This window comes from Streptomyces sp. NPDC001100 (genome assembly GCF_053598575.1).
In genome coordinates this window covers 245,878-266,249 of record NZ_JBSFKO010000004.1, presented here as the reverse complement: position 1 = coordinate 266,249, position 20,372 = coordinate 245,878, and the positions used below count along the sequence as shown (strand labels likewise).

Here is a 20,372-nt window from a genome sequence, read left to right as displayed (position 1 = left end):
CTCGGACCGGCCACGGACGCGTTCGACGGGTTGCCGGAACGGGCCACTCCAGTCGCTCTGCGTGATCACCGGAATGCGCCAACTGCGGGAATTCCCAAGGGTGTCGGGGTTCCCCCGGACGGCCGAACACACTCGGTCAGCGGCGCCCCCGATCGGGCCGGACCGAGATCATCGCCTGGCGTGTCAACTTCCAGCCGTCGCCGTGTCGTTCGACGTAACCAAGTGCTCGGAGTTCGTACAGTCTCGCGACCGCGTCGTCCTCCGTGGTCTGCGCACCGCGGGCGATCTCCCGTACCGCTGCCGCCCTGTTGCCGGGGAGGGCGGCGAGGATGCGGCGGGCGGCCGGCTCCAACAGGTCGCGCGGGAGCACCGGTCCGCGTCGGTCCGGAGCCAGTTCGCCCATGTCGCCGACCAGTTCGACGACTTCGGCCGCGTCGGTGACCAGCACCGCGTCCCCGCGCAGGAGTTCGTGCACACCGGCGGACAGCCCGCTGGTGGCCGGCCCCGGCACCCCTATGGTGTGGCGCCCCAGCCGCTGCGCCGCCCGGGCCGTGACGAGCGATCCGCTGCGGTACGCCGCCTCGACCACCACGGTGCCCCTGGTGAGCGCCGCGATCACCCGGTTCCGGAGGATGAACCTGCTCGGCGTCGGATGCTCGCCGGGCGGCAACTCGCCCACCACGAGCCCTTGTTCGGCGATCCTGTCGATCAACTGGGCGTGGCCGCGCGGGTAGGCCCGGTCGACCCCGCAGGCGAGCACGGCAACGGTGGCACCGCCCGCGCCGAGGGCGCCGCGATGTGCGGCACCGTCGACGCCGTAGGCACCCCCGGACACGACGATCCAGCCGTCCTGGGCGAGATCGGCGGCGAGGGTGGCCGCCATGTGGGCGCCGTACTCGGTGCAGGCGCGGGCGCCGACGACGGCGACGGACTTGAGTGCCCATACCCGCAGACTGGGCCGCCCGCGCACCCACAGTCCGATGGGCCGCGCGTCCCCGAGGTCGTCCAGCTGGGCGGGCCATTCGGTGTCACCGGGGCACACGAATCGCACCCCGGCCTCCCGCGCGACCTCCATGTCCCGCCCCGGCTCGACCGACTCGGCCCGCGTGCACAGCCCGGCCCAGCGTTTGTCGGTGACCCCGACCAGCTGCGGCCCCCCGTCCCGCAGCCGCCGGGCCACTTCCACGGCTCCGAGCTCCCGAATCCAGCGCCCGGCCACTTCGTCGCCGGGTTCGACGACCCGGGCGAGGAAGACGCGGGCATGGAACTCGTCGCCCGGGTCCTCGTGCGCGGTCACGCCGGTGCCCCGAGGGACGTCAGCGCGCCACGTGCGACGCCTGTGCGCAGTTGCAGGGCGAGGAGCACGTCCGTGTGGTCGGGCCGGTCGTGCCCCTTGAGGTCCGCGACAGTCCAGGCCACGCGCAGGACCCGGTCGATCCCGCGCGCGGTCAGCGCACCCCGTTCCAGACTGCGTTCGGCCTCGTCCATCGCTCCGCGCACGGCGTGCCAGCGGCTGCGCAGTTCACGGCCGGGCACCTCGCTGTTGGTGCGCCACGGAGTGTCCGCGAGGCGAGCCGCCGCCCGCTCCCTGGCCGCCCGCACCCGGTCCGCGACCGTCGCGGTGGTCTCTCCTCGCACGCCGCAGGCGGTGAGCTGCTCCCGCGTGACGCGGTCCACCGTGACCCGCAGGTCCACCCGGTCGAGCAGTGGGCCGGAGAGCCGGGCCTGATAGCGGCGGATCGACATCGGCGCGCACTCGCACAGATCGTCGGTCTGCGAGAAACGGCCGCACGGACAGGGGTTGGCCGCGAGCACCATCAGGAACCTCGCCGGGAACCGGACGACGCTCGCACTGCGCGCGATCACCACATGCCCGGCCTCCAGGGGCTGTCGAAGCGCGTCGAGGGCCTGACCACTGAATTCCGGCGTTTCGTCCAGAAACAGAACACCTCTGTGTGAAAGCGACACCGCCCCGGGCCGCGCGATCCCCTGCCCGCCCCCGACGAGGGCCTGCATCGTGGCCGAGTGGTGCGGGGCGCAGTAGGGGGCGGCATCGATGAGGGGCCTGCCCGACGGCAGGAGGCCCGCCACCGAATGCACCGCCGTGACCTCCAGTGACTCCTGCCGGTCGAGCGGCGGCAGGACGGCGGGCAACCTCTCCGCGAGCATTGTCTTGCCGGCTCCCGGCGGGCCTTCGAGGAACAGATGATGTCCCCCGGCCGCCGAGACCTCCACTGCCGTCCGCGCGGAGAGCTGGCCTACGACGTCCGCGAGGTCATGCCCCGCGTCGTGCTGGGCCGCGCCCATGCTGTGCATCCCCGTGGCGGCGCCCGTGCCGGGCATGCGCAGTCCGGCGAGAAGCGGGTCCGGGCGTCCCAGCTCGTCGGGTTCCTCGTCGGGCACGGGTTCGTCGGCGAGTACGGCGATCAGCTGCCGCAGCGTGCGGACACCGAGCACGGACACCCCGGGCACGAGGGATGCCTCGGCGGCGGCACACTCCGGCACCACCACCTGCTCGTACCCCGCGTCCGCCGCCGCCAGCACAGCCGGCAGGATCCCCCGGACCGGCCGGACCCTCCCGTCGAGTCCCAGCTCTCCGATCATCACGATGTCGGCGAGCACCCGGGGATCGATCCGTTCGGACGCGCCCAGTACCGCGGCGGCGACGGCCAGGTCGAAGCCGCTGCCGCTCTTCGGTACGGACGCCGGGCTCAGGCCCACCGTCAGTTTCTTCTGCGGCCAGGCGGCGCCGGAGTTGACGACCGCGGCCCGCACCCGGTCCTTGCTCTCCGTCAGGCTCTTGTCGGGCAGTCCGACCAGCGTGAACGCGGCGACGCCGGGTTCGAGGTCGGCCTGGACCTCGACGACCACGCCCTCGACGCCCACCAGCGCCACCGAGCACGTACGAGCGAACGCCATCTCAGACCACCCCCCGCGCGTGCTCGACGACGGCTGCGCCACGGCCGGGCAGGAGGACTCCCACGAGGTCGATGCGGACACCGCCCGGTGGTGCCCCTCCGTGGGCGTGGATCCAGCATTCGGCGAGGCCGCGCAGGCGCTCCGCCTTCTCGGGGGTCACCGCGGCCATCGGGTGCTCGTAGGCTCCGGCCCGCCGTGTCTTGACCTCGCAGACGACCAGGACGTCGCCGTCCCGAGCCACGATGTCGATCTCGCCGGTCCTGCCACAGCGCCAGTTGCGCTCCAGGACCGTCATCCCGGCCGCGACCAGCCGTCGTGCGGCCAGCGTCTCGCCGTACTTGCCGAGTGCACTGCGTGCGTTCATGTCGGCACCACCTCCGGCGCCAACCGTCACGCAGAACGGTCCACCGAGTGGATCTTGGTGGACCGTTCAGTGCTTGTGGAGAACTCCGTCACCCACACGAGCGACGGGCGCTCCGCGAGGAGCCGCCGTCAGCCGCCCGGCAGCTCCAGATCGCTCTTGTTCAGCTCCTCGATGTTCACGTCCTTGAATGTGAGCACCCTGACCTGCTTGACGAAGCGAGCCGGTCGATACATGTCCCACACCCAGGCGTCCGCCATGGACACCTCGAAGAAAACCTCGCCCTGGACCGAGTGCACCTGCATCTCGTAGTCGTTGGTGAGGTAGAAGCGCCGTTCGGTCTCGATCACGTATTTGAACAGACCGACGACATCGCGGTACTCCCGGTAGAGCTTCAGCTCCATCTCGGTCTCGTACTTTTCGAGGTCCTCGGCGCTCATGGCATGTTCCCCTTCAGCCGTGCGATCCCACCATTGTGCGCCAGTCCCGTGCACCCCTAGACGATTTCCGTGTCAAGGGTCACCGGCCCGGCCGGGGGCCCTTCGTCGATCAGCCTGCGGAGCAGTTCGGCGAGTCTGGTCGGATACACCGTCTCATGCGCCCGCTCCAGTTCCCGGCACGTCCACCAACGTGCTCCGGAGACGCTGCGCCGCTCCAGCTCGGTGAGGGCCGTGGCACCGGGTACCCCGTCGGCCGTGGCGGGCGTCCTGGCCAGGTAGTACCACTCGTCCTGGTCCCAGCGGCGGCCCGCGAACGGGAAGGAGCAGGTCCGGGTCCACAGCACCGGGCCGAGCTCCGCCCGGGTGATCCCGGTCTCCTCAGCGAGTTCCCGCAGCGCCGCCTCCTCGTGGGTCTCGTCGCCCTCCAGGCCGCCGCCCGGCGTGAACCACCAGTCGTCGGCCGGGTCGTCCGGCTCGTGGCCGTGCAGCAGCAGGATGCGGTCCTGCGGGTCGAGGAGGATCACCCGGGCGACCTTGCGCAGCCCGCCCTCGTACGAGTCGCCGTAGGCGCCCTCCTCGGTGGCCTCAGCGGGCACCGGCGGGCTCCGTACGGGTCCGGGTGCGGCGGCCGGCCAGCCGCTTGGCGACGGGGCCGTAGGCGCCGCCGCCGAGGACGAGCACCGCGCCCGCGACAATGAGGGCGACGACCGTGCGCAGCGGGCCCGGCCGGGAGAGGCCGCCGAGTTCCTCGAAGCCGGTGGGGCGGTCCAGCATGCCCTTCATGGGCCATACGACGGCGTCCACGCGGGCGTTCACGGCGCTGCTCGCGACGGTGCCGCTGGCGACGTCCGTGAGGTGGGCGCTGGAGTCCAGGGAGCCCTGGCGCTCGTCGCCGAGGAGGAACAGGCGGCCCTTGGGGACCTTCACCGTCGGGATCGTCTTGTCCTCGACCGCGCCGCCCTTGAGGTAGCCCTCGTCGATCTGCTTGCCGTTGACGACGAGCTTGCCGTTGGTGCAGCAGGAGACGGTGTCCCCGCCGACCGCGACGACGCGCTTGACCACGGGGGCGTTCGTCACCCAGGTCTTGTCGGTGAAGACGACGACGTCGCCCCGGCGCACCTCGCTGCCGTCGATGCGCTGCGCCAGCACCCGGTCGCCCATGTCGATGGTCGGCGTCATGGAGCTGGTGGGCACCGTGTACGGCCGGTAGACCACCGCTCCCCAGCCGAATCCGCCGAGGAACAGCACAAGGCCCAGTGCGACGGCCAGTCCGGACAATCGCTGTCCGGTCCGGCTGCCCACCGGGCCCTTGCCAGTGCCACCGCCGGTACGCGGGGCCGTACGTGTTGCGCTCTCGCCACCCATGGGTCCGCACCCTACCCGGCGGTACCGAGGGTGGTCAGCCCTTCCTCCGGGACCAAGGTCACAAGCTCTACAAGGCCTTTACCCGACCTTGGCGGACCGCCTGCGGCGCCACAGGGCCAGCGGCAGCACGCCGACGAGGGCGAGGCCCTCCGGTGCGGCCGTGAGCAGGCGGGACGCCGAGGCCCGGGTGTTGATGCCGGTCTGGTCGAAGGTGTCCGGGATCGGCAGCGTGCCCCAGCGGTTGATGGGCCAGGCCTTGACGATCGCGCGGCCGACGACCTCCTTCACCGGGACCATGCCGTGGTTCTTGTCGGACTGGTTGTAGCGCGAGTCCCGCGAGTTCTGCCGGTGGTCGCCCATCACCCAGATGTCACCCTTGGGGACCTTGACGGTGAACTGACCGCCCTGGTCGTCGTTGGTGCACGGGGTGTTGCCCGGGTAGACGTACGGCTCGTTCAGCGCCTTGCCGTTGACCATCAGCGGGCCGGTGCCGCTGCAGGAGACCGTGTCGCCGCCGACGCCGATGACTCGCTTGATCAGGTCTTTCTCCTGGGCGGACGGCATCAGGCCGATCCAGCTGAGCACCGTCTGCAGGGCGTTGGGGTTTGCCGTCGGCTCGCCCGCCAGCCAGTCGGCCGGGTCGTGGAAGACGACGACCTCACCGCGCTCGGGCTTGGACCCGAACCACGGGGTGAGCTTGTCGACCAGGACCCGGTCACCCTGCTGGAGGGTGTTCTGCATCGAGTCGGAGGGGATCGAGAACGCCTGGACCAGGAACGTCTTGATCAGCAGCGCCAGGACGAGCGCGATGACGATGAGGATCGGCAGCTCCTTCCAGAAGGAGCGCTGCTTCTTCGCCTGAGGGGGCGAGTCGCCCGACCCCACCACCTCGGTCCGGGCCGCGTCGCCGGGCGCCGTACCGTCCTCGTCCGCTCCGGCGTCACTCCCGGAGGTCACGGCGCTGTCCGCGGCCGGGGCGGGTACTTCCACGGGATGTCCCTGGTGCTCCTCGCCGTCGTGTCCGGACCGTGCGCCAACCGCCACATCCCCCACGCCAACTCCTCACTCTGTGCCACCGCCTGCCCGATCCTCGGCGCAGGCCCACCACTCCCATAACGAGCGGGAGTTCCGCAGGGCTCGGGAGTTGGACCGATCCGTTCGGATCGACCGGGGCAACCCTATGCGACAGTTCGGGACCGGCGGTCGTCCCCGACACGGAGTTGGAAACCGATGCGAAGGTTTTAGGTTCGTTCAGGCTGGTCCAGTGGCCCATCGGCCAGGCGATCACCTTGGCCCGCCCCACCACCGAGGAGAGCGCGACCGTACCGCCGTAACTGGTGTTCTGGTGCGCCCTGGAGTCGGCCGAGTTGCCGCGGTGGTCGCCCATCACCCACAGCCGGCCCTTGGGGACGGTGATGTCGAACGGCGTCTCCGACGGCGCGTTCCCGGGGTACAGGTAGTCGGCCTCGGTCAGGGGAACGCCGTTGACGGTCACCCGCCCCTCCGAGTCGCAGCACTTGACGTGGTCACCGCCGACGCCGATGACCCGCTTGATGAGGTCCTTCTCGTTGTCGGACGGCAGCAGGCCGATGAACTGGAGGCCCTCCTTGACCTGCTTGACCACGACGGGGTCGTTCTTCTTGGTGGTCTGCTCGTCCGCGAGCCAGCCGCCCGGGTCGTGGAAGACGACGACATCGCCGCGCTTGGGCTCGGAGCCGAACCACGGGGTGAACTTGTCGACCAGAACCCGGTCACCGATGCGGATCGTCTGCTCCATGGAGCCCGACGGGATCACGAACGCCTGGACGAGGAAGGTCTTCAGTACGAGGGCTATGAGGACCGCGACGCCCACCAGGAGGGGTATCTCCCGGACCGCGCCGCGCCTGCGCCGCCGCTTGACCTTGCGCTGGAGTTTGCGCCGCTCGGCCCGGCTGCGGCCAGCGCCGCCCGCCGGGGCGAGCGCGCCCGCGCGTCGGAAGCCGGTGGGCAGCAGGTTCTCGTTCCCGAAGTTTCCGCCCGGCGCCGCGCCGCGCGGTTTGCCGCGGTTACCCATGGGCGCCGTCCGCGGCGGGTACGCGCGCGTAGGCGCCGGGTCGGACGAGGTGGGTCCAGTGCCCGGCGGGCCAGATGACCCAATCGGCTCGTCCGATGACGTCACCAACGGGAATCATGCCTCCGCCCGGGTCGCCCAGGTGATCCCGGGAGTCGCTTGAGTCGCTGCGGTGGTCACCGAGGACGAAGAGGGTGCCGGAGGGCACCACGACGTCGAACGGCACGCCGGACGGGGTGTCCCCGGGGTACAGGAACGCCGTCTCGTCGACCGACCGCCCGTTCACCTGGAGTCTCCCCTCCTTGTCGCAGCAGACCACGTGGTCACCCCCCACACCCACAACGCGCTTGATGTAGTCGGCATCCCCGAAATAGCCGGTGCCGTCGAACACAACGATGTCGCCACGCCGCGGATGGGCACCGAAACGGTACGCCAACTTATTTACGAGAACGCGGTCTCCGATCCTCAATCCGGATTCCATGGATCCGCTGGGAATCTGGAAAGGCTGGACCAAGAAAGTGTTGAGCAGCAGCAGAAAGACCAAGCAGACCAGGGCAGCCAGGGTGATCCGGCCGCCGGGCAGCCACTCGACGGCACGGGACAGCAACGCGAAACGCGACCGCCCCTCCGACCCTCCGGTGTCCGAGATGTCCTCGGAGTCGGAAGGGCGGGAGGAGCGGTCGCGCTCAGTCGGCTGTGCTTCGGTGTCCATCGGAGCCAGATGTTATCCGGCCCCGGCAAGAACCCCGGCAGGGCGACTAGTTGTCGCGCTTCTCCTTGATCTTCGCGGCCTTGCCGCGCAGGTCACGGAGGTAGTACAGCTTCGCGCGACGGACGTCGCCACGGGTCACGAGCTCGATCTTCTCGACGATCGGGGTGTGCACCGGGAAGGTGCGCTCCACGCCGACGGAGAACGAGACCTTGCGGACCGTGAAGGTCTCACGGACACCGGAGCCCTGGCGACGGATGACTACGCCCTTGAACTGCTGCACACGGGAGCGGTTGCCCTCGATGACGCGCACGTGGACGTTGACGGTGTCACCCGGGCGGAAGGCCGGGATGTCGGTGCGCAGCGAGGCGCCGTCGACGATGTCGAGCAGGTGGGACATTTCGTCTGCTTTCTTCATCGATGCCACAGGTCACCGACGGGAGATAGGTGAAGTGAAGGATGTTGTCCGTGTCGGGGCGGGCGTCGTGTCCCCCTGTGGCAGGGGCGCACGCCGGACGACGCACAACAGCGACCTATTCTTCCACGCCGTCCTGCCTGCGCCAAAATCGGCCGTACGGCTCCCCCGCCGGGTCCGGGGCCCAGCCCAGGATCGAGAGCATCTCGCGGTCCTTCTTGTCGAAGGCCTTGGGCTCGCAGCGCTCAATCAGGTCGGGCCGGTGGGTGGCCGTGCGCTTCAGCGCCTCGTCGCGCCGCCAGCGGGCGATCTTGCCGTGGTGGCCGCTGAGCAGCACGTCCGGGATCTCCCGGCCGCGCCACTGGGGCGGCTTGGTGTAGATCGGCCCCTCCAGGAGGTTCGCCATGGCGCCGGGCGCGAAGGAGTCGTCGCGGTGGGACTCGGCGTTGCCCAGGACACCCGGCAGCAACCGTGCCACGGCCTCGGTGACGACCAGGACGGCCGCCTCGCCGCCGGCGAGCACGTAGTCGCCGATGGACACCTCGTAGACGGGCATACGGGTCGCGTACTCGTCGATGACCCGCCGGTCGATGCCCTCGTAGCGGGCGGGCGTGAAGACCAGCCAGGGGCGCTCGGAGAGCTCCACGGCGAGTTCCTGGGTGAAGGGCCGGCCGCTGGGCGTGGGCACGATGAGCGCGGGCGCGCCCGAGCCGGTCTCGTAGCCGTCGGCCAGGACGGAGTCCAGGGCGTCGCCCCAGGGCTCGGTCTTCATCACCATGCCGGGGCCGCCGCCGTAGGGGGTGTCGTCGACCGTGTTGTGGCGGTCGTACGTCCAGGAGCGCAGATCATGCACGTGCACATTCAGCTGTCCACGCGCGCGCGCCTTGCCGACGAGGGAGACGTTCAGCGGTTCGAGGTACTCGGGGAAGATCGTGACGACGTCGAGCCGCATTACGCCTCCTCTTCGGAAGAGGCTTCCTTGGAGGACACGATTTCCGCCTGGTCGTCGATCAGCCCGGGCGGCGGGTCGATGACCGCGCGCTGCTCCTCCAGGTCGATCTCCAGGACGATCGACTCGACGAACGGGATCATCACCTCGCTGCCGTCGGGACGCTCGACGATGAAGAGGTCCTGGGAGGGCAGGTGCGAGATCTCGGTGATCCGGCCGACCTCGGTGCCGTCCTTGGTGACGACGTCCAGGTCCATGAGCTGGTGGTCGTAGTACTCGTCCTCCTCCTCCGGCAGCTCCTCCGGGTCGATCTCGGCGATCAGGAGGGTGTTGCGCAGGGCCTCGGCGCCGGTGCGGTCGCTCACGCCCTCGAAGCGCAGCAGGAGCCGGCCGCTGTGGACCCGGCCGGTCTCGATGGTCAGGGGGCCGGTGGAGGCGGGTTCGGTGGCCAGGACGGCTCCGGGGGCGAGCCTGAGTTCCGGCTCGTCGGTGCGTACCTCGACGGTGACCTCGCCCTTGATGCCGTGGGCGCGGCCGATGCGAGCGACTACCAGCTGCACTGTGCTTGCTCTCCTGTGATGCGACGAGTACGACGACTGGTACGAGGACGAGTACGACGACGGGCCGGGGACGGCCCGCAGGCCCTCCCCGGCCCGAGCCGGTATGCGATGAACGTCAGCGGACGTGGTCCACGTCGACGAGGTCGACGCGTACACCCCGGCCGCCGATGGCGCCCACGACGGTGCGCAGAGCGCGAGCGGTGCGGCCGTTGCGACCGATCACCTTGCCGAGGTCGTCGGGGTGCACCCGGACCTCCAGCACGCGTCCGCGACGCAGGTCGCGTGAGGCGACCTGCACATCGTCAGGGTTGTCGACGATGCCCTTCACGAGGTGCTCGAGAGCCTCCTCGAGCATGCTCAGGCCTCGGTCGACTCGGACTCGGCCGGGGCCTCGTCCTTCTTGTCGGCCTTCTTCTTCTGGGTGATGGCCTCACCCTTGCTCGCGTCGTCGCCACCGAGGGCGTCGAACACGGGGCGGGCGGCCTTCGGCTCGGCCACGAGCAGCGGAGCCGGGGCCGGCAGGCCCTTGAACTTCTGCCAGTCGCCGGTGAGCTTCAGGATGGCGAGGACGGGCTCGGTCGGCTGTGCGCCGACACCCAGCCAGTACTGCGCGCGGTCCGTGTCGACCTCGATGCGCGAGGGGTTCTGCACCGGGTGGTACAGACCGATCTCCTCGATGGCCCGGCCATCACGGCGGGTACGGGAGTCGGCGACGACGATGCGGTAGTGAGGCGAACGGATCTTGCCCAGACGCTTCAGCTTGATCTTGACTGCCACGGGAGTGGGTTCTCCTGGTTTTGACGTGGTTGGGCACGGCAGATGGCCGCGTGGGGTTGCGGTACCCGAGTGCCCGATGGACGCGTCAGCCGGAGGCGAGAGGGTTCCTGTGCGGCTGTCGAGTACAGCTAGCCATTGTGCCACACCCTGGCGGTTCGCCCGACCGGGGAGCATGCCTCCCGCATGCCCCCGCCCATGCGGAAGCGACACCCGGCGCCGGGAGGTGACCGGCGCGGGTGTACGCAACCCGGCCTGCGGGGTGCGGCTGCCACGAGCAGCCGCACCCTCAGGCCGCGCCCACGACCTCCGGAATGCGGAAGGGCTTGCCGCAGCCCCCGCACACGATCGGCGCCTGGGCCAGCACCGACGGGACGACCCGTACGTTACGACCGCAGTCGCACACCGCCTTGACGCGGACCCCGCCACCGGACGAGCCGTGCCGGGCGGCCGGGCCGCGGAAGGTGCGGGAGGTGTCCGCGGAGGTGGCGACGGTGTGCGCCTTCAGCGCGCGCTGGAGACGCTCCATCGTCGGCCGGTAGCGCCGCTTGGCCTCGGGGTTGAGCTGGACCAGCGAGAAACCGCTGCTGGGATGCGGTTCGTCGGGGTGGTCCAGGCCCAGTTCCTCGGCGATCGCGAGGAATCTGCGGTTGTGGTAGCGGCCGGCGCGGGACGTGTCGCGCACGCCGCGCGCTGCGGCGATGCCATGGACTGCCTCATGGAGCAGTCGCTCGAAGGAGAGCTCGTGTCCGCAGGCGGACGACGACTCTCCGATCAGGGACTCGGGCGCGGCCAGATCGGGCAGTTCGGGGTGGTACCGCTGAATGTCGGCCCACGCCTCTGCCAGCTCTGCGGCGAGAACAGGTGGTGTCTGTGTCGTGCTCACGTAATGACAACGAGCCGGAGTGCCCCTGTGTTCCGATTCCGGGGCATCCCAAATAATTTGCACGTACCCGTCAGTTGCCGCTGATGCGTCCTGACGAGGGCGGGTGCGCTGATCTGCGGAGAAGCCTCACAGCTCATACCAAGCTGGTGCGTAGTCCTCCGTACGACCCGGCGCGTAGACGGTGTCCGCGCGCCGGGGGAGCTGTCGTCCGCCGTTGCGCAAGAGGCCTTTCGGTCGCTCTGCCGCCGGAGGCCGCCGCTTCAGTAGGCGCGCGCGACGACCGCGACGTTACCGGGTGCCTTGTCGGCGTCCGGTACCGACCCGTCCTCGGCGACCAGACACCGTACGGTGACCGCGTGTTCGGCCAGCTCGGCCTCGCCCTCTTCACCGAGTGTCGCCCACGGGATGCGCGCCCAGCCGCCGGCGGTCGCGGCCTCGACGGCCTCCCCGATCGTGGACACCTCGGAGGTGCGGGACTCGCGCCGCTCGCGGGACTGCTTCAGCAGCAGCGCCTGGTCCTCCTCAAGGATGACGGGAAGCCGCTCCACGAGGGAGTCGATCGCCACCGGCTCCTTGCCTCCCCCAGAGCCGAAAGCCTGGGAGGTACCCCCAGGGATCCGGCGGGCCAGCATCGCGGTGCCGTTCTCCAGGTCACGGGGCCCGATCTCGATCCGTACGGGCACACCCTTGAGCTCCCAGTCGACGGCCCGGCGCCCGAAGGGCACGTCCGTACGGTCGTCGACACGGACGCGGACGCCCGCCGCCTTGAGCCGGGCCCCGAGCTCGCGGACCTTGGCCAGAACCGCCTCGTCGCCCTTGATCGCGAGAACGACGACCTGGATGTGCGCCAGCCGCGGCGGCACCCTCAGTCCGTCGTCGTCGCCGTGCATCATCACCAGGGCGCCGATCATGCGTGTGGTGGAGCCCCAGGAGGTCTGCCACACCAGTTCCTGCTTGCCCTCCTTGGACAGGTACTGGGTGTTGAAGGCCTTGGCGAAGTTCTGGCCCAGCTCGTGACTGGTCGCCATCTGCAGCGCCTTGCCGTCGCCCATCATCCCTTCCAGGGTGAGGGTGTTGATCGCGCCCGCGAACCGCTCCTTGACCGTCTTGCGTCCCGGCACGACGTCCATCGCGAGGACGTTGACCATGAAGTCCTCGTAGACCTTGCGGTGGATGTGCGCGGCGAAGTCGCGCGCCTCCTCGTAGGTCGCGTGCGCCGTGTGGCCCTCCTGCCACAGGAACTCGCTCGTCCGGAGGAAGAGCCGGGGGCGCAGTTCCCAACGGACCACGTTCGCCCACTGGTTGATCAGCAGGGGCAGGTCGCGGTAGCTCTGCACCCACTTCGAGAAGTAGTCGTTGATGATCATCTCGGAGGTGGGCCGGACGACCGCGGGCTCCTCCAGCTCCTTGCCGCCGCCGTGCGTGACCACGGCCAGTTCGGGCGCGAAGCCCTCGACGTGGTCGGCCTCGCGGGCGAGATACGACTGCGGGATCAGCAGCGGGAAGTACGCGTTCTCGGTGCCCGTCTCCTTGATGCGGGCGTCCATCTCGGCCTGCATCCGCTCCCAGAGGCCGTACCCGTACGGTCGGATGACCATGGAGCCGCGCACCGGGCCGTTGTCGGCCAGCTCGGCCTTGCTGATCAGATCCTGGTACCAGCGGGGGAAATCTTCCGCCCGCGGTGTGAGTACGGGTGCCTTCGCCATGGCGCGATGGTACGGGCCCACGTTGCCGTCGTGTGAATTCTCGCCACTCCCACAGAGAAGCCACAAGCCGGGCCCCACAAACCCTGGACGCCGTAGCGAGCGCGGAGTTTGCTGGCATACGGGGGAAGTGCGAGCGCACATCACGGGGGCCTCGGAAACGGGCACGGCCACAACTCTCGGCGGATTGGGGCGCTTTCGATGACACCTACGCTCGTGCGGCACTACCTGCCTCATGCGGGGCCCGCGCCCCGTGTGGACCTGGGTGCACGCGCGCGTGACTGGTCCGAGATCCAGGAGCGGATGCTGGTACCGCTCTACGAAGCCGTCTACGAGCGACTCGAAGTGGGGCCCGGCACCCGGCTGCTCGGCCTCGGCTGCGGCTCCGGGCTCGCCCTGCTGATGGCTGCCTCCAGAGGCGCGTCGGTCACCGGTGTCGAGCGCTCCTCCCCCGAACGGCTGGCCCTCGCCCGGGAGCGGCTGCTGCCGGACCCGTGGTCCCCACGCGCGCGTGCGCAGACCCGGCTCGTCTACGGCTCCTCCAGGGACGCGGCCGACGCGGAGACGCCCGCGTACTCCCTGGTGACCGCCTTCGAGCCCATCGGGTGTCTCGCGGGCGACGCGGAGGGACTCGGTGAACTGCTCGCGTCCGCCACGCCGTCGACCGAGCACGGGGCGCCGGTGGTGCTGGCCGGCTGGGGTCCGCCGGAGCGCTGTGCCACGTCGTCCGTGCTGCGGGTGGCCGCCAGGATGGCGGATCCGCTGCGCGGCGGGGGCAGTTGGCGACCGGCTCTGCGCGACGACCTGGAGGAGGTCGCCCAGCGCGCCGGTCTGCGGCCGGACGGCTCCGGGCGGGTGTCGTGCCCCTTCGGGTACGCCGATGTGGAGAGTGCCGTACGAGGGCTGCTGTCGACGGGGCTCTTCGACGCGGCGATCACCGCGACGGATCAGGTGCAGGTGGAGAAGGAGTTGGCGGAGGCGTTGCATCCGTATCGGCGGCAGGACGGCACGGTGTGGATGCCGAACGTGTTCCGGTACGTGATCGCGCGTACGCCCTGAGGACTGGAGAACTACGGCCCTAGGAGTCCTCCTTGAAGAGGCGCGTGACGCCGGCGATGCGGTACGCGTCCGTCTCCTCCAGTGTCTCGTTCTCCAGGAGCGCCTCGGCGAGCGAGTCCAACTGGCCGCGGTGGTCGCGGAGTTTGCGGCAGGCCTCGTCGTAGCACTCGTCGACGATGCGGCGCATCTCGTGGTCGATCACGTCGAGGGTCCCCGGGGCCGCTGCGAGGCCGTAGGCCTGCTGGGCGTCGTTCGGGAGGGCGGAGAGGCGGCCGACGCGCTCGCTCATGCCCCAGCGGGCGACCATCCCGCGCGCGATGTTGGTGACCTGTTCGAGGTCGTTCTCGGCGCCGGTGGTGATCACACCGTAGACGACCTGTTCCGCGGCCATGCCGCCGAGGGCGCCGATGATCCGGCCGCGCAGGTACTCCTCGGTGTACGCGTACTTGTCGGCGTCCGGCGTCGAGAGCGTCACGCCGAGTGCCCTCCCGCGCGGGACGATGGTGATCTTGCGGACCGGGTCGGCGCCGGGCTGGAGCATGCCGAGGAGGGCGTGGCCGCTCTCGTGGTAGGCGGTGCGCCGGCGCTCCTCCTCGGGCATCACCAGCGGGCGTTCGGCGCCCAGTTGGACCTTCTCCAGTGCCTCCGAGAGGTCGGACTGGGTGACCTCGCTCTGCTTGCGCTTGACGGCGAGGAGGGCGGCCTCGTTGGCGAGGTTGGCGAGTTCGGCGCCGGTCATGCCCGGGGTCGTACGGGCGACCTGGGCGAGGTTCACGTCCTTCGCGAGCGGGATCTCGCGGGTGTGGATCTCCAGGATCGCCTCGCGGCCGCCCCGGTCGGGCGGCGAGACGACGACCACCCGGTCGAAGCGGCCGGGGCGGGTCAGGGCCGGGTCCAGGACGTCGGCGCGGTTGGTGGCCGCGATGACGATGACGCCCTCGGAGCCGGAGAAGCCGTCCATCTCGGTGAGGATCTGGTTCAGGGTCTGCTCGCGCTCGTCGTGACCGCCCATCCCGGAGCCGCCGCCGCGGGCCCGGCCGATGGTGTCGATCTCGTCGATGAAGATGATCGAGGGGGCCACCTTGCGGGCCTCCGCGAAGAGTTCACGCACGCGTGAGGCGCCGACACCGACGATCATCTCGATGAACTCGGAGGCCGAGGCCGAGAAGAACGGCACCCCCGCCTCCCCCGCGACCGCCCGCGCGAGCAGCGTCTTGCCGGTGCCGGGCGGACCCGCGAGCAGCACACCGCGGGGCATCTTGGCGCCCATCTTGCGGTACTCGTCGGGGTTCTTGAGGAAGTCGACGACGTCGTTCAACTCGCCCTCGACCTCGTCGATGCCGGCCACGTCCTCGAAGGTCGTGCGCGGCTTGCCCGCCTCCAGCTCGACCGGCTTCGGCGGGGCCTTGCGGCCGAGCATCCCGCCCGCGCCGCCGAGCCCCGAGCTCATCCGCCGGGCGATGAAGAGCCACAGGACGACCAGGAGCAGCATCGGGGCCAGCGAGATCAGGAGATTGGCCAGAAAACTACGGTGTTGTACGACCGGTTCGGCCGTGACCGTGACGTCGTGCTTGGTCAGGTCCTCCCAGAGCTTGTCGTCCGCGAAGGTCGGCCGCTCGGTGTCGAACTTGGTGTACTTGCCGTCGCCGTCCGGGTTCTTCTGCTCCTTCTTGAGCTGGCCCTGGATCGCGTTGCCCTTGGCGTAGATCTTGGTGACGTTGCCCGCGTCGACCTGCTTGCTGAACTCGGTGTACGAGATCGTCGGCTCGTCGCCCTCGTTGAAGAACGACAGGATCAGGTTGGCGATCAGGTACACGACCAGCGCGGTGAGGACGAGACTCCACCAGCCGCCGCGCATCTTCTTCCCGCCCGGCGACGGCTTCGGGGGCTCGTCGGGGGTGCCCTCCGTACGCCAGGGCTGATCGGGCGACTTGCGCGGCGGCGCGGGGTTGGTCATACCGGCAAGTTACGACAAGGGCCAGGCGTCGGCACGCCCGGCATACGCCGAGGGCGCCCTTCCGGAGAGGGGCGCCCTCGACGACGTAGAAGTAGGGCCGCAGCAGACGGGTTGTCAGCCCAGAGCCATATGCGGCTCAGCCCATGAACTTCTTGAACTCGTCCGGGAGCTCGAAGTCCTTGCCGCCCTGCTCGGGCAGCCCGAACGCGTTGCCGCCCTGGGCCGCGCCGGCCTCGCGGCGCCTGGCCTCTTCCAGCTCCTGCTGCTTGCGCTTCATCGGGTTGCCGGAACGCTGCTTGCCCTTGGCCTGCTTGGGCTGCTTCTTGGTGCGGCCGGGGCCGCCGCCCATGCCCGGCATGCCCGGCATGCCGGGCATCCCGCCGCCCTGTGCCATGCGGGACATCATCTTGCGGGCCTCGAAGAACCGCTCGACCAGACCCTTCACGGCGCTGACCTCGACGCCGGAACCCTTGGCGATACGGGCGCGGCGCGAGCCGTTGATGATGGTCGGCTCGGCACGCTCGGCCGGGGTCATCGACTTGATGATCGCGGCCGTACGGTCGACGTCGCGCTCGTCCAGGTTGTTGATCTGGTCCTTGATCTGGCCCATGCCGGGGAGCATGCCGAGCAGCTTGCTGATGCTGCCCATCTTCCTGACCTGTTCCATCTGGGACAGGAAGTCGTCGAGGGTGAAGTCCTGGCCCTTCTTGGACGCCAGCTTCGAGGCCATCTTCTCGGCCTCTTCTTGGCTGAACGTCTTCTCCGCCTGCTCGATCAGGGTGAGCAGGTCACCCATGTCGAGGATGCGGGAGGCCATCCGGTCCGGGTGGAAGGCGTCGAAGTCGTCGAGCTTCTCGCCGTTCGACGCGAACATGATCGGCTTGCCGGTGACCGAGGCGATCGACAGGGCCGCACCACCGCGGGCGTCGCCGTCGAGCTTGGAGAGCACCACGCCGTCGAAGCCGACGCCGTCGCGGAAGGACTCGGCGGTGTTGACCGCGTCCTGACCGATCATCGCGTCGACGACGAACAGGATCTCGTCCGGGGAGACCGCGTCGCGGATGTCCGCGGCCTGCCGCATCAGTTCCTGGTCGATGCCGAGGCGGCCGGCGGTGTCCACGATCACGATGTCGTGGACCTTGGACTTGGCGAACTCGATGGAGTCCTTGGCGACCTTGACCGGGTCACCGACGCCGTTGCCCGGCTCGGGCGCGTAGACCGCGACACCGGCGCGCTCGGCGACGACGCTCAGCTGGTTCACCGCGTTGGGGCGCTGGAGGTCGGCGGCGACGAGCAGCGGCGAGTGCCCCTGGTCCTTGAGCCACTTGCCGAGCTTGCCCGCGAGGGTCGTCTTACCGGCACCCTGCAGACCCGCGAGCATGATCACGGTCGGCGGGTTCTTGGCGAAGCGGAGGCGCCGGGTCTCGCCGCCGAGGATCGTCACGAGTTCCTCGTTGACGATCTTCAGGACCTGCTGGGCCGGGTTCAGCGCCTTGTTGACGTCGGCGCCGAGGGCGCGCTCCTTGACGTTCTTGATGAACGTACGGACCACGGGCAGCGCCACGTCCGCTTCGAGCAGCGCGATCCGGATCTCACGCGCGGTGGCGTCGATGTCCGCCTCGGAGAGCCGTCCCTTGCCGCGCAGGTTCTTGAAAGTGGCTGAGAGGCGATCAGAGAGAGTATCGAACACGGCGCTCGCGGTCCTCGGGGTCGGTGGCTATTGGGGAATCGCCCTCCAGGGTATCCCGGCCGCACAAGACCGGGTCACGGGTCAGCCGCGCAGGGTTTCCTCCAGTTTGCGTGCGACCGCCGTCGCCTCCGCCGCCGGCAGGGGCATGCCCTCCGCGCCGGTGACGTAGAAGGCGTCCACCGCGTTCGAGCCCAGGGTGCTGACATGCATGCTGCGCACCCGCACCTTCGCCTCGTCCAGCGCCCGCCCGAGCCGGTGCAGCAGCCCAGGCGCGTCATGGGCGCGCACCTCGATGACCGTGGCGTGCCGGGAGGCGGCCGGGGCGACGGTCACGCGGGCCGCCGGTGCCACGACACCCCGGCGGCGCGGGTACGCCGCGTCCCGCTCCGCGAGGCGGCCCGCGATGTCCAGCGACCCGTCCAGGGCCCGTACGAGATCGGCGCGCAGCCGGGCCGCCTGCGGCAGGGAGCCGTACTCGGCGGCGACCCGCCAGTTGAGGAGCAGGACCGAGCCCTCCACGCCGGCCGGGAGGTCGAGCGCGCGCAGCTCCGCCGTGCGGACCGTCAGGCGGTGCATCGCGAGCACACCCGCCACCGCGGGGAGGACGCCCGGCTGGTCCGGTACGGCGATCAGGAGTTCCACGCCGAGGGGTTCGGGGTCTCCGGAGGGCTCGTCCTCGGACGGGGGTTCGGTCTGCGCGCGCAGCGCCAGCACCGGACCGCCCGTCGCCACGGCCTCGATCGCCAGGCGTTCCTGTTCCGCCGTCGCCGCGCCCGCCTCGGGCTCGTCGGGGGCGTCGCCGGAGAGGACGGCGGCGACCCGCTTCACCAGGTCGGTGACGAGGGAGGACCGCCAGGACGACCAGGCGGCCGGTCCGGTGGCCAGCGCGTCCGCCTCGGTCAGGGCGTGCAGCAGCTCCAGGGTGCTTGTCGTACCGACCGCCTCGGCGACCGAGCGGACCGTCGCCGGGTCCTCCAGGTCGCGCCGGGTGGCCGTGTCGATGAGGAGGAGGTGATGGCGTACGAGGGTGGCGAGTACGGCGACGTCCGCGCGGTCGAAGCCGATGCGGGCGGCCACGTCCTTGGCGATGATCTCGCCGGCCACGGAGTGGTCGCCGGGCCAGCCCTTGCCGATGTCGTGCAGCAGCGCGGAGACCAGGAGCAGGTCGGGGCGGCTGACGCGGCGGGCGAACTCCGAGGCGCGGACGGCGGTTTCGATGAGGTGCCGGTCGACGGTCCAGATGTGCACGGCGTTGCGCTGCGGCCGGCAGCGGACCCGCTCCCAGTCGGGGAGGAGCCGGGTGATCAGGCCCTCCGCCTCCAACGCCTCCCACACGTCCACCGTCGGCTGGCCGGAGCCGAGCAGCGTGACGAGCTGTTCGCGGGCCTCGGCGGGCCAGGGCGTGGGCAGCGGGCGCGCGGTGGTCGCCATGCGCCGTACGGCGTGCAGGGAGAGCGGGAGGCCGGCCTGCGCGGCGGCAGCGGCGGCGCGCAGCGGGAGGACGGGGTCGCGTTCGGGTCGGGCGGCGCGGGCGAGCACCACCTCGCCGTCCTGCTCCACGACGCCCTCGGCGAGGGGTGAGCGTTCGGCGGCGGGTTTGGCGCCCCCGCCGAGCATGGCGCGCAGCCTCGGCCGCACGGCCCGCGACCGCAGCACGCGCCCCACTTCGCGCCAGGTGACGTCACTGGCGTACGACACGACGCGTGCCGCTTCGTAGACCTGGCGCAGCAGGGTGTCCGCGTCGAGGAGGCCGAGCTCGGCGGCGACCTGGTCCTGCTCCTGGAGGGCGAGCCGGTCGGTGGCGCGGCCGGTGGTGAGGTGCAGGGCGTCGCGGACGTCGAGGAGGCGGCGGCGGGCGTCGGCGAGGCCCTCGCGCGGGGCGTCGGCGAGCCAGGAGGCGGCTACGGCGCGCAGCGCGGTGGCGTCGCGGAGGCCGCCGCGGGCCTCCTTGAGGTCGGGTTCGAGGAGGTACTGCAACTCGCCCTGGCGCTCGGCGCGTTCGGCGCAGAGTTCCTGGAGTTCGGGGAGGCGTTTGGGCGCCTGGTTGCGCCAGTCGGCGAGGACGGCCGTGCGCAGGGAGGCGGTCAGGCCGAGGTCGCCGGCGATGTGGCGGGCGTCGAGGAGGCCGAGCTGGACCTTGAGGTCCTCGCCGGCGGTCTTGCGGGCCTCGGCGGGGGTGCGAACGGAGTGGTCGAGGGCGAGGCCCAGGTCCCAGACCGGGTACCAGATGCGGTCGGCGAGCGCGGCGACGGCGCCGGAGTCGGAGCCGTCGTGCAGGAGGAGCAGGTCGAGGTCGCTGCGCGGGGAGAGTTCGCCGCGGCCGTAGCCGCCGACGGCGACCAGGGAGACGCCCTTGAGGGCTTCGTTGCCGGCGGTGAAGAGGCCGGTCAGCCAGTCGTCGGTCAGTTCGGCGAGGGCGGCACGGCGCGGCGGCCCGGACCGCGCCCCCTCAGTGAGGAGGCGCAGCCGGGCCGCCGCGTAGCCGCTGGGTCCGGAGTCCTCTGCATCCTTGCGCACGTCCGTACTCGTCACCCA

Annotated in this window: 20 protein-coding genes; 1 reads left to right on the top strand and 19 read right to left on the bottom strand. The window is 70.6% G+C overall.

What is annotated here, in order from left to right; genetic code table 11:
* Window positions 1-136 precede the first annotated feature (136 nt).
* The 16 genes from dprA to proS all read right to left on the bottom strand — a co-directional run bounded on the left by dprA (window position 137) and on the right by proS (window position 13,134).
* Window positions 137-1,297, bottom strand: coding sequence for a DNA-processing protein DprA (dprA, locus tag ACWDEW_RS07610; protein WP_450510533.1), 1,161 nt, complete (start codon window positions 1,295-1,297; stop codon window positions 137-139).
* A complete protein-coding gene (locus ACWDEW_RS07605) occupies window positions 1,294-2,919 on the bottom strand; it encodes a YifB family Mg chelatase-like AAA ATPase (protein WP_450510532.1) in 1,626 nt (541 codons plus the stop codon). Before ACWDEW_RS07605 ends, dprA begins: the two co-directional genes overlap by 4 nt.
* A 1-nt stretch (window position 2,920) precedes the next feature.
* A complete protein-coding gene (locus tag ACWDEW_RS07600) occupies window positions 2,921-3,283 on the bottom strand; it encodes a YraN family protein (protein ID WP_450510531.1) in 363 nt (120 codons plus the stop codon).
* A gap of 128 nt (window positions 3,284-3,411) precedes the next feature.
* Complete coding sequence (locus tag ACWDEW_RS07595) at window positions 3,412-3,720, bottom strand: DUF2469 domain-containing protein (RefSeq protein WP_003965949.1); 309 nt, start codon at window positions 3,718-3,720, stop codon at window positions 3,412-3,414.
* A gap of 56 nt (window positions 3,721-3,776) precedes the next feature.
* Window positions 3,777-4,316 (bottom strand): NUDIX hydrolase, encoded by a 540-nt coding sequence (locus tag ACWDEW_RS07590; RefSeq protein ID WP_450510529.1) that lies wholly within the window; start codon window positions 4,314-4,316, stop codon window positions 3,777-3,779.
* A complete protein-coding gene (gene lepB, locus ACWDEW_RS07585; RefSeq protein WP_450510528.1) occupies window positions 4,306-5,085 on the bottom strand; it encodes a signal peptidase I in 780 nt (259 codons plus the stop codon). Before lepB (ACWDEW_RS07585) ends, ACWDEW_RS07590 begins: the two co-directional genes overlap by 11 nt.
* Before the next feature lie 78 nt (window positions 5,086-5,163).
* The gene (gene lepB / locus ACWDEW_RS07580) at window positions 5,164-6,138 is read right to left on the bottom strand and encodes a signal peptidase I (RefSeq protein ID WP_450510526.1); all 975 of its coding nucleotides are present in this window, start codon (window positions 6,136-6,138) and stop codon (window positions 5,164-5,166) included.
* Window positions 6,026-7,138 carry a signal peptidase I gene (gene lepB / locus ACWDEW_RS07575; protein ID WP_450510525.1) on the bottom strand — a complete coding sequence of 371 codons (1,113 nt, stop codon included), beginning with the start codon at window positions 7,136-7,138 and terminating at the stop codon, window positions 6,026-6,028. Before lepB (ACWDEW_RS07575) ends, lepB (ACWDEW_RS07580) begins: the two co-directional genes overlap by 113 nt.
* Window positions 7,131-7,847, bottom strand: coding sequence for a signal peptidase I (lepB, locus tag ACWDEW_RS07570; protein WP_450510523.1), 717 nt, complete (start codon window positions 7,845-7,847; stop codon window positions 7,131-7,133). Before lepB (ACWDEW_RS07570) ends, lepB (ACWDEW_RS07575) begins: the two co-directional genes overlap by 8 nt.
* 46 nt (window positions 7,848-7,893) lie before the next feature.
* Window positions 7,894-8,244 (bottom strand): 50S ribosomal protein L19, encoded by a 351-nt coding sequence (rplS, locus tag ACWDEW_RS07565; protein WP_019068767.1) that lies wholly within the window; start codon window positions 8,242-8,244, stop codon window positions 7,894-7,896.
* A gap of 133 nt (window positions 8,245-8,377) precedes the next feature.
* A complete protein-coding gene (gene trmD / locus ACWDEW_RS07560; RefSeq protein WP_450510521.1) occupies window positions 8,378-9,211 on the bottom strand; it encodes a tRNA (guanosine(37)-N1)-methyltransferase TrmD in 834 nt (277 codons plus the stop codon).
* A complete protein-coding gene (gene rimM / locus ACWDEW_RS07555; protein ID WP_450510519.1) occupies window positions 9,211-9,768 on the bottom strand; it encodes a ribosome maturation factor RimM in 558 nt (185 codons plus the stop codon). The genes trmD and rimM overlap by 1 nt, the downstream gene beginning before the upstream one ends.
* Window positions 9,769-9,883: 115 nt before the next feature.
* Complete coding sequence (locus ACWDEW_RS07550; RefSeq protein WP_005479813.1) at window positions 9,884-10,123, bottom strand: RNA-binding protein; 240 nt, start codon at window positions 10,121-10,123, stop codon at window positions 9,884-9,886.
* Between the two features lie 2 nt (window positions 10,124-10,125).
* A complete protein-coding gene (rpsP, locus tag ACWDEW_RS07545; RefSeq protein WP_093629382.1) occupies window positions 10,126-10,545 on the bottom strand; it encodes a 30S ribosomal protein S16 in 420 nt (139 codons plus the stop codon).
* Window positions 10,546-10,831: 286 nt separating this feature from the next.
* Window positions 10,832-11,428, bottom strand: coding sequence for a hypothetical protein (locus tag ACWDEW_RS07540; RefSeq protein ID WP_019068763.1), 597 nt, complete (start codon window positions 11,426-11,428; stop codon window positions 10,832-10,834).
* 260 nt (window positions 11,429-11,688) lie between these two features.
* A complete protein-coding gene (proS, locus tag ACWDEW_RS07535; RefSeq protein ID WP_450510516.1) occupies window positions 11,689-13,134 on the bottom strand; it encodes a proline--tRNA ligase in 1,446 nt (481 codons plus the stop codon).
* Window positions 13,135-13,332: 198 nt separating this feature from the next.
* Between proS and ACWDEW_RS07530 the strand changes: the two genes are divergently transcribed.
* Window positions 13,333-14,190 carry an SAM-dependent methyltransferase gene (locus ACWDEW_RS07530; protein WP_450510514.1) on the top strand — a complete coding sequence of 286 codons (858 nt, stop codon included), beginning with the start codon at window positions 13,333-13,335 and terminating at the stop codon, window positions 14,188-14,190.
* A gap of 19 nt (window positions 14,191-14,209) precedes the next feature.
* Here the strand turns inward: ACWDEW_RS07530 and ftsH are convergent, their stop codons facing one another.
* The 3 genes from ftsH to ACWDEW_RS07515 form a co-directional block, all read right to left on the bottom strand.
* Window positions 14,210-16,147, bottom strand: a complete 1,938-nt coding sequence (gene ftsH / locus ACWDEW_RS07525; RefSeq protein ID WP_450510512.1) for an ATP-dependent zinc metalloprotease FtsH — start codon at window positions 16,145-16,147, stop codon at window positions 14,210-14,212.
* A gap of 136 nt (window positions 16,148-16,283) precedes the next feature.
* Window positions 16,284-17,837: a signal recognition particle protein gene (ffh, locus tag ACWDEW_RS07520; protein ID WP_450510510.1), complete on the bottom strand. Its 1,554-nt coding sequence runs from the start codon at window positions 17,835-17,837 to the stop codon at window positions 16,284-16,286.
* Between the two features lie 81 nt (window positions 17,838-17,918).
* Window positions 17,919-20,369 (bottom strand): [protein-PII] uridylyltransferase, encoded by a 2,451-nt coding sequence (locus tag ACWDEW_RS07515; RefSeq protein ID WP_450510508.1) that lies wholly within the window; start codon window positions 20,367-20,369, stop codon window positions 17,919-17,921.
* Window positions 20,370-20,372: the final 3 nt, after the last annotated feature.